Origin of the sequence: Nocardioides sp., from assembly GCF_035429765.1 — a bacterium.
GTDB lineage: Bacteria > Actinomycetota > Actinomycetes > Propionibacteriales > Nocardioidaceae > Nocardioides.
In genome coordinates, this window is record NZ_DAOMFK010000215.1 from 1 (window position 1) to 5,295 (window position 5,295).

The 5,295-nt window shown below is 71.8% G+C and carries 4 protein-coding genes; 3 read left to right on the forward strand and 1 reads right to left on the reverse strand.

Going from position 1 to position 5,295, the window contains the following annotated elements:
- Positions 1-4: 4 nt before the first annotated feature.
- Genes PLP61_RS14760 through PLP61_RS14770 form a run of 3 tightly spaced genes read left to right on the forward strand, consistent with a single transcriptional unit; the run spans position 5 to position 4,162 of the window.
- The gene (locus tag PLP61_RS14760) at positions 5-3,400 is read left to right on the forward strand and encodes a multifunctional oxoglutarate decarboxylase/oxoglutarate dehydrogenase thiamine pyrophosphate-binding subunit/dihydrolipoyllysine-residue succinyltransferase subunit (RefSeq protein ID WP_324503514.1); all 3,396 of its coding nucleotides are present in this window, start codon (positions 5-7) and stop codon (positions 3,398-3,400) included.
- Positions 3,401-3,403: 3 nt separating this feature from the next.
- Positions 3,404-3,580 carry a DUF6104 family protein gene (locus tag PLP61_RS14765; protein ID WP_324503511.1) on the forward strand — a complete coding sequence of 59 codons (177 nt, stop codon included), beginning with the start codon at positions 3,404-3,406 and terminating at the stop codon, positions 3,578-3,580.
- 6 nt (positions 3,581-3,586) lie between these two features.
- The gene (locus PLP61_RS14770; protein WP_324503512.1) at positions 3,587-4,162 is read left to right on the forward strand and encodes an acetoacetate decarboxylase family protein; all 576 of its coding nucleotides are present in this window, start codon (positions 3,587-3,589) and stop codon (positions 4,160-4,162) included.
- A 27-nt stretch (positions 4,163-4,189) separates the two neighbouring features.
- Here PLP61_RS14770 and PLP61_RS14775 read toward each other — a convergent pair whose 3' ends face one another.
- Entirely contained in the window at positions 4,190-5,158 is a 969-nt protein-coding gene (locus tag PLP61_RS14775) for a zinc-binding dehydrogenase (protein WP_324503513.1), read from the reverse strand.
- Positions 5,159-5,295: the final 137 nt, after the last annotated feature.

Below are 5,295 nucleotides of genomic sequence, written 5' to 3' on the forward strand. Positions count from 1 at the left end.
ACCGGTGGCCAAGGACCCCGCCCCGGCGGCCCCCGCCGCCGCGAGCGACGAGCCGACGTACACCGTCCTGCGCGGCGCCCCGGCCCGCACCGTGCAGAACATGGACGCCTCCCTCAGCGTGCCGACCGCGACCTCGGTCCGCTCGGTGCCGGTGAAGCTCCTGTGGGACAACCGGATCGTCATCAACAACCACCTCGCCCGGGCCCGCGGCGGCAAGGTGTCGTTCACCCACATCATCGGCTTCGCCCTGGTCAAGGCGCTGCGCACGATGCCGGAGATGAACGTCGGCTTCGACGTGGTCGACGGCAAGCCGACCCTCGTCACGCCTGCGCACATCAACCTGGGGCTGGCCATCGACCTGCCCAAGCCCGACGGCACCCGTCAGCTGCTGGTCCCCTCGATCAAGGCGGCGGAGACGATGGACTTCGCGGCCTTCTGGACGGCGTACGAGACGATCGTGCGCAAGGCCCGAGACGCCAAGCTCACCGTGGAGGACTTCCAGGGCACCACGATCTCGCTCACCAACCCCGGCACGATCGGCACCAACCACTCCGTCCCCCGGCTGATGAAGGGGCAGGGCGCGATCGTCGGGGTGGGTGCGATGGAGTACCCGCCCGAGTGGCAGGGCGCCTCGGAGGACACGCTGACGCGCAACGCGATCAGCCGGGTGATGACGCTCACCTCGACCTACGACCACCGGGTCATCCAGGGGGCGCAGTCCGGGGAGTTCCTGCGCCGGATCCACGGCCTGCTGCTCGGCGAGGAGGGCTTCTACGACGAGATCTTCGCCGCCCTGCGCATCCCCTACGAGCCGATCCGCTGGGCCTCGGACATCTCCACCAGCCACGACGACGAGATCAGCAAGCAGGCGCGCATCCTGGAGCTGATCCACGCCTACCGGGTCCGCGGCCACGTGATGGCCGACACCGACCCGCTGGAGTACCGCCAGCGCTCCCACCCGGACCTGGAGGTCGAGTCGCACGGCCTGACCCTGTGGGACCTCGAGCGCGAGTTCGCCACCGGCTCGTTCGGCGGCGAGCGCCGCTTCATGAAGATGCGCAACATCCTGGGGATCCTGCGCGACTCCTACTGCCGCACCGTCGGCATCGAGTACATGCACATCATGGACCCCGAGCAGCGCCGCTGGATCCAGCAGCGGGTCGAGCAGCCGCACGTGAAGCCGCCGCGGGAGGAGCAGCTGCGGATCCTGCTCAAGCTGAACCAGGCCGAGGCGTTCGAGACGTTCCTGCAGACCAAGTTCGTCGGCCAGAAGCGGTTCTCCCTCGAGGGCGCCGAGACCACGATCCCGCTGGTCGACGAGGTGTGCGTCGCGGCGGCCGAGGCCGGGCTGGACGAGGTCTGCATCGGGATGGCCCACCGCGGCCGGCTGAACATGCTGGCCAACATCGTCGGCAAGAAGTACTCCCAGATCTTCCGCGAGTTCGAGGGGAACATCGACCCGCGCACCGTCCAGGGCTCCGGCGACGTGAAGTACCACCTGGGCGCGGAGGGCGAGTTCGTCGCCGGCTCGGGCGCGCGGATCAAGGTCTCGATCGCGGCGAACCCCTCCCACCTCGAGGCCGTCGACCCGGTGCTCGAGGGCATCGCCCGCGCCAAGCAGGACGTGCTCAACCGGGGTGCGGAGTACCCGGTGCTCCCGGTCCTGGTCCACGGCGACGCCGCGTTCGCCGGGCAGGGCGTGGTCGCCGAGACCCTCAACCTCTCCCAGCTGCGCGGCTACCGCACCGGCGGCACCGTCCACGTGGTCGTCAACAACCAGGTCGGGTTCACCACCTCGCCCGGCTCGTCGCGGTCCTCGCTCTACTGCACCGACGTGGCCCGGATGGTCCAGGCACCGATCTTCCACGTCAACGGCGACGACCCGGAGGCCTGCATCCGGGTGGCCCGGCTGGCCTTCGAGTACCGCCAGGCGTTCAAGAAGGACGTCGTGATCGACCTGGTCTGCTACCGCCGCCGGGGTCACAACGAGGGCGACGACCCGTCGTACACCCAGCCGCTGATGTACGACCTCATCGAGCACAAGCGCTCGGTCCGCAAGCTCTACACCGAGTCGCTGATCGGCCGCGGCGACATCACCGTGGAGGAGGCCGAGCAGGCGCTGCAGGACTACCGGCAGCAGCTCGAGCGGGTGTTCACCGAGGTGCGCGAGGCCAACGCCCAGCCCTCGGAGTGGACCACGGTGCCGGACTACCCGGACAAGCCGGTCAGCGAGGCCGGCACCGCCGTCACCCCCGAGGTGCTCAAGCGGATCTCGGACGCCTACGTCACCCCGCCGGCGGGGTTCACGGTGCACCCCAAGGTGCTGCCCCAGCTGCAGCGGCGGGCGGCGGCGATCACGGAGGGTCCCATCGACTGGGGCACCGGCGAGATCCTGGCGTTCGGGTCGCTGCTCATGGACGGCCGCCCGGTGCGGCTGGCCGGCCAGGACTCCCGGCGCGGGACCTTCGTGCAGCGCTTCGCCACGATCATCGACCGCACCAACGCCGACGAGTGGACGCCGCTGGCGACCCTGAGCGAGGACCAGGCGAAGTTCTTCGTCTACGACTCGCTGCTGTCGGAGTACGCCGCGCTCGGCTTCGAGTACGGCTACTCCGTGGCCCGGCCCGACGCCCTGGTGCTGTGGGAGGCCCAGTTCGGGGACTTCGTCAACGGCGCGCAGACGATCATCGACGAGTTCATCACCTCCAGCGAGACCAAGTGGCGCCAGCAGTCCGGCGTGGTGCTGCTGCTCCCGCACGGCTACGAGGGGCAGGGCCCGGACCACTCCTCGGCGCGGATCGAGCGCTTCCTCACCATGTGCGCCGAGGATGCCTTCGTGGTGGCCCAGCCCTCCACGCCGGCCTCCCACTTCCACCTGCTGCGCCGTCACTCCCTCGGCGAGGAGCACCGGCCGCTGGTCGTCTTCACCCCGAAGTCCATGCTCAAGCGCAAGGAGGCCTCCTCACAGCCGGCCGACTTCACCTCGGGCACCTTCCGTCCCTTCGTCCCCGACGCGGCCGCCGACCCGGAGACGGTGGAGACCCTGCTGATCTGCTCGGGTCGTATCACCTGGGACCTGATGGTGGAGCGGGCCCGGCGCGAGGACGGCGCCGGCGTCGCCATCGCCCGCATCGAGCAGCTCTACCCGCACCCGGTGCGTGAGATCGCCGCCGAGATCGCCCGGTACCCGCGCCTGCGCCGGGTGCGCTGGGTGCAGGACGAGCCGGCCAACATGGGGGCCTGGCCGCACTACGCGCTCAACGTGTGGCCGCAGCTGGACGTCGAGGTGGAGCGGGTCTCTCGGCCGGCGTCCTCCTCTCCGTCGGTCGGCACCCTCAAGCGCCATACCGAGGAGCAGAAGGGGCTGCTGGCCCAGTCCTTCGCCGTCCCGGAGGGCTGAGCCGTGTACTTCACCGACCGCGGCATCGAGGAGCTCGAGCAGCGTCGTGGCGACGAGGAGGTCACGCTGGGCTGGCTGGCCGAGCGGCTCCAGGAGTTCACCGACACCCACCCCGAGTTCGAGACGGCCGTGGAGCGGTTCGCCACCTGGCTGGCGCGGTTCGACGACCCCGAGGACTGATCCCGCATGCCGTTCCCCTCACCCCCGTGGTCGCTGCGCGGACAGGCCTGGGTCTCGCTCATTCGCGCCGCCGCCCCCGGCGAGGGCACCGACACCTGGGTCACCGGGTTCGTGGACTACCAGCCGGGCGGGACCCTCAGCTACCGCGAGCTGGTCGTCGCCCGTCGGCTGAGCCGCCGCGCCGTGCAGGTGCGCGACCTGTGGGTGGACTCGGCCGCCTCCCGGGACGGCGCCCGGTCGCTGTGGCACCTCCCCAAGCAGCTGGGGGTGCTCGCGCACACAGCCTCGGGGCTCGGCCTGGTCGGGCACGCGGAGTGGGCCGCCACCGACGGCAGCACCCAGGTCGCCTCCGCGTCGTTCGCCGACGTCGCGCGCGCCGCCGTACCTCTGCCGTTCCGGTTCCGCACCGAGCAGCCCCGCGAGGGCGGCCCGCCTGCGGTGACCCCCGTGGCGGGTCGGGGCCGGTCGCTGCCCTGTCTGGCGCACTGGGACTTCGCTGCCGAGGGGCCGCTGGGGTGGCTGGCCGGCCGACAGCCGCTGGTGTCGTTCCGGGTGCGCGACTTCGCGCTCGTCTTCGGCTGAGGGCGGTCCCGCGGAGGGGGCGCAGCGTCAGCGGGTGAGCACGATCTTCCCGAACAGCTCACCGGCAGCCATCGCGGCGAGGGCCTCGCGCGCCTGGTCCATCGGCAGCGTCCGGTCCACCAGCGGTCGGACCCCGGTGGCATCCAGCATGCTCGCCAGCGCGGCGAGCTCGCCGCGGGTGCCCATGGTCGAGCCGATCACCCGCAGCTGCAGGAAGAAGATCCGGGTCAGCCCGGCGTCGTCGAGCTGCGGGCCCGAGGTGGCCCCCGAGGTGATGAGGGTGCCCCCCGGGCGCAGCGAGCGCACCGAGTGGGACCAGGTGGCCCGCCCGACGGTCTCCATCACCGCGTCCACGCGGAACGGCAAGCGGGCGCCGGCCTCGTAGACCTCGTGCGCGCCGATCTCCAGCGCGCGGGCGCGCTTGGCCTCGTCGCGGGAGGTCGCCAGCACCCGCAGCCCACCGGCCCGGGCGAGGGTGATCAACGCGGTGGCCACGCCGCCGCCGGCTCCCTGCACCAGCACCGTCTCCCCGGGCTTGAGTCCCCCCTGGACGAACAGCATCCGGTACGCCGTGAGCCAGGCCGTGGGCAGGCAGGCCGCCTCCTCGAAGCTGAGCGAGGCCGGCTTGGGCACCACGTTGCCCCGAGGCACCGCGACCTTCTCGGCGAAGGTGCCCTGGTAGCGCTCGGAGAGCAGCGACCGGCCCGGGTCGAGGGTCTCGTCCCCGCTCCAGTCGGGGTCGCTCACCACGGCGTGCACCAGGACCTCGTTGCCCTCCTCGTCGTACCCCGCGGCGTCGCAGCCCAAGATCATCGGGAGCGCCTCCTCCCGCAGCCCCACCCCGCGCAGCGTCCACAGGTCGTGGTGGTTCAGCGAGGCGGCCTTGACCGTGACCGTGGTCCACCCCGGGGGCACCTCGGGATCGGGCCGTTCGCCCACCACCAGTCCGGAGAGGGGGTCCTGGGTCGAGAACGAGTCGGCGTAGACGGCGAACATGGGTCCAACGTAGCGGGCCCGGACCGCCGGGCCCGGACCGCCGGCCACGGCGCGACCACCCGGCTTCCGGTCAGCGGCGGGCGACCCCGTCGGCCCGTGCCGCCGCGGAGACGGCAGCGGACACCGCCGGCACCACG

What these genes read in the sequence shown, in the direction of transcription:
- PLP61_RS14770 (WP_324503512.1), top strand. Translation starts at nt 3,587, where the DNA reads ATGCCGTTCCCCTCACCCCCGTGGTCGCTGCGCGGACAGGCCTGGGTC.
- PLP61_RS14775 (WP_324503513.1), bottom strand. Translation starts at nt 5,158, where the DNA reads ATGTTCGCCGTCTACGCCGACTCGTTCTCGACCCAGGACCCCCTCTCC.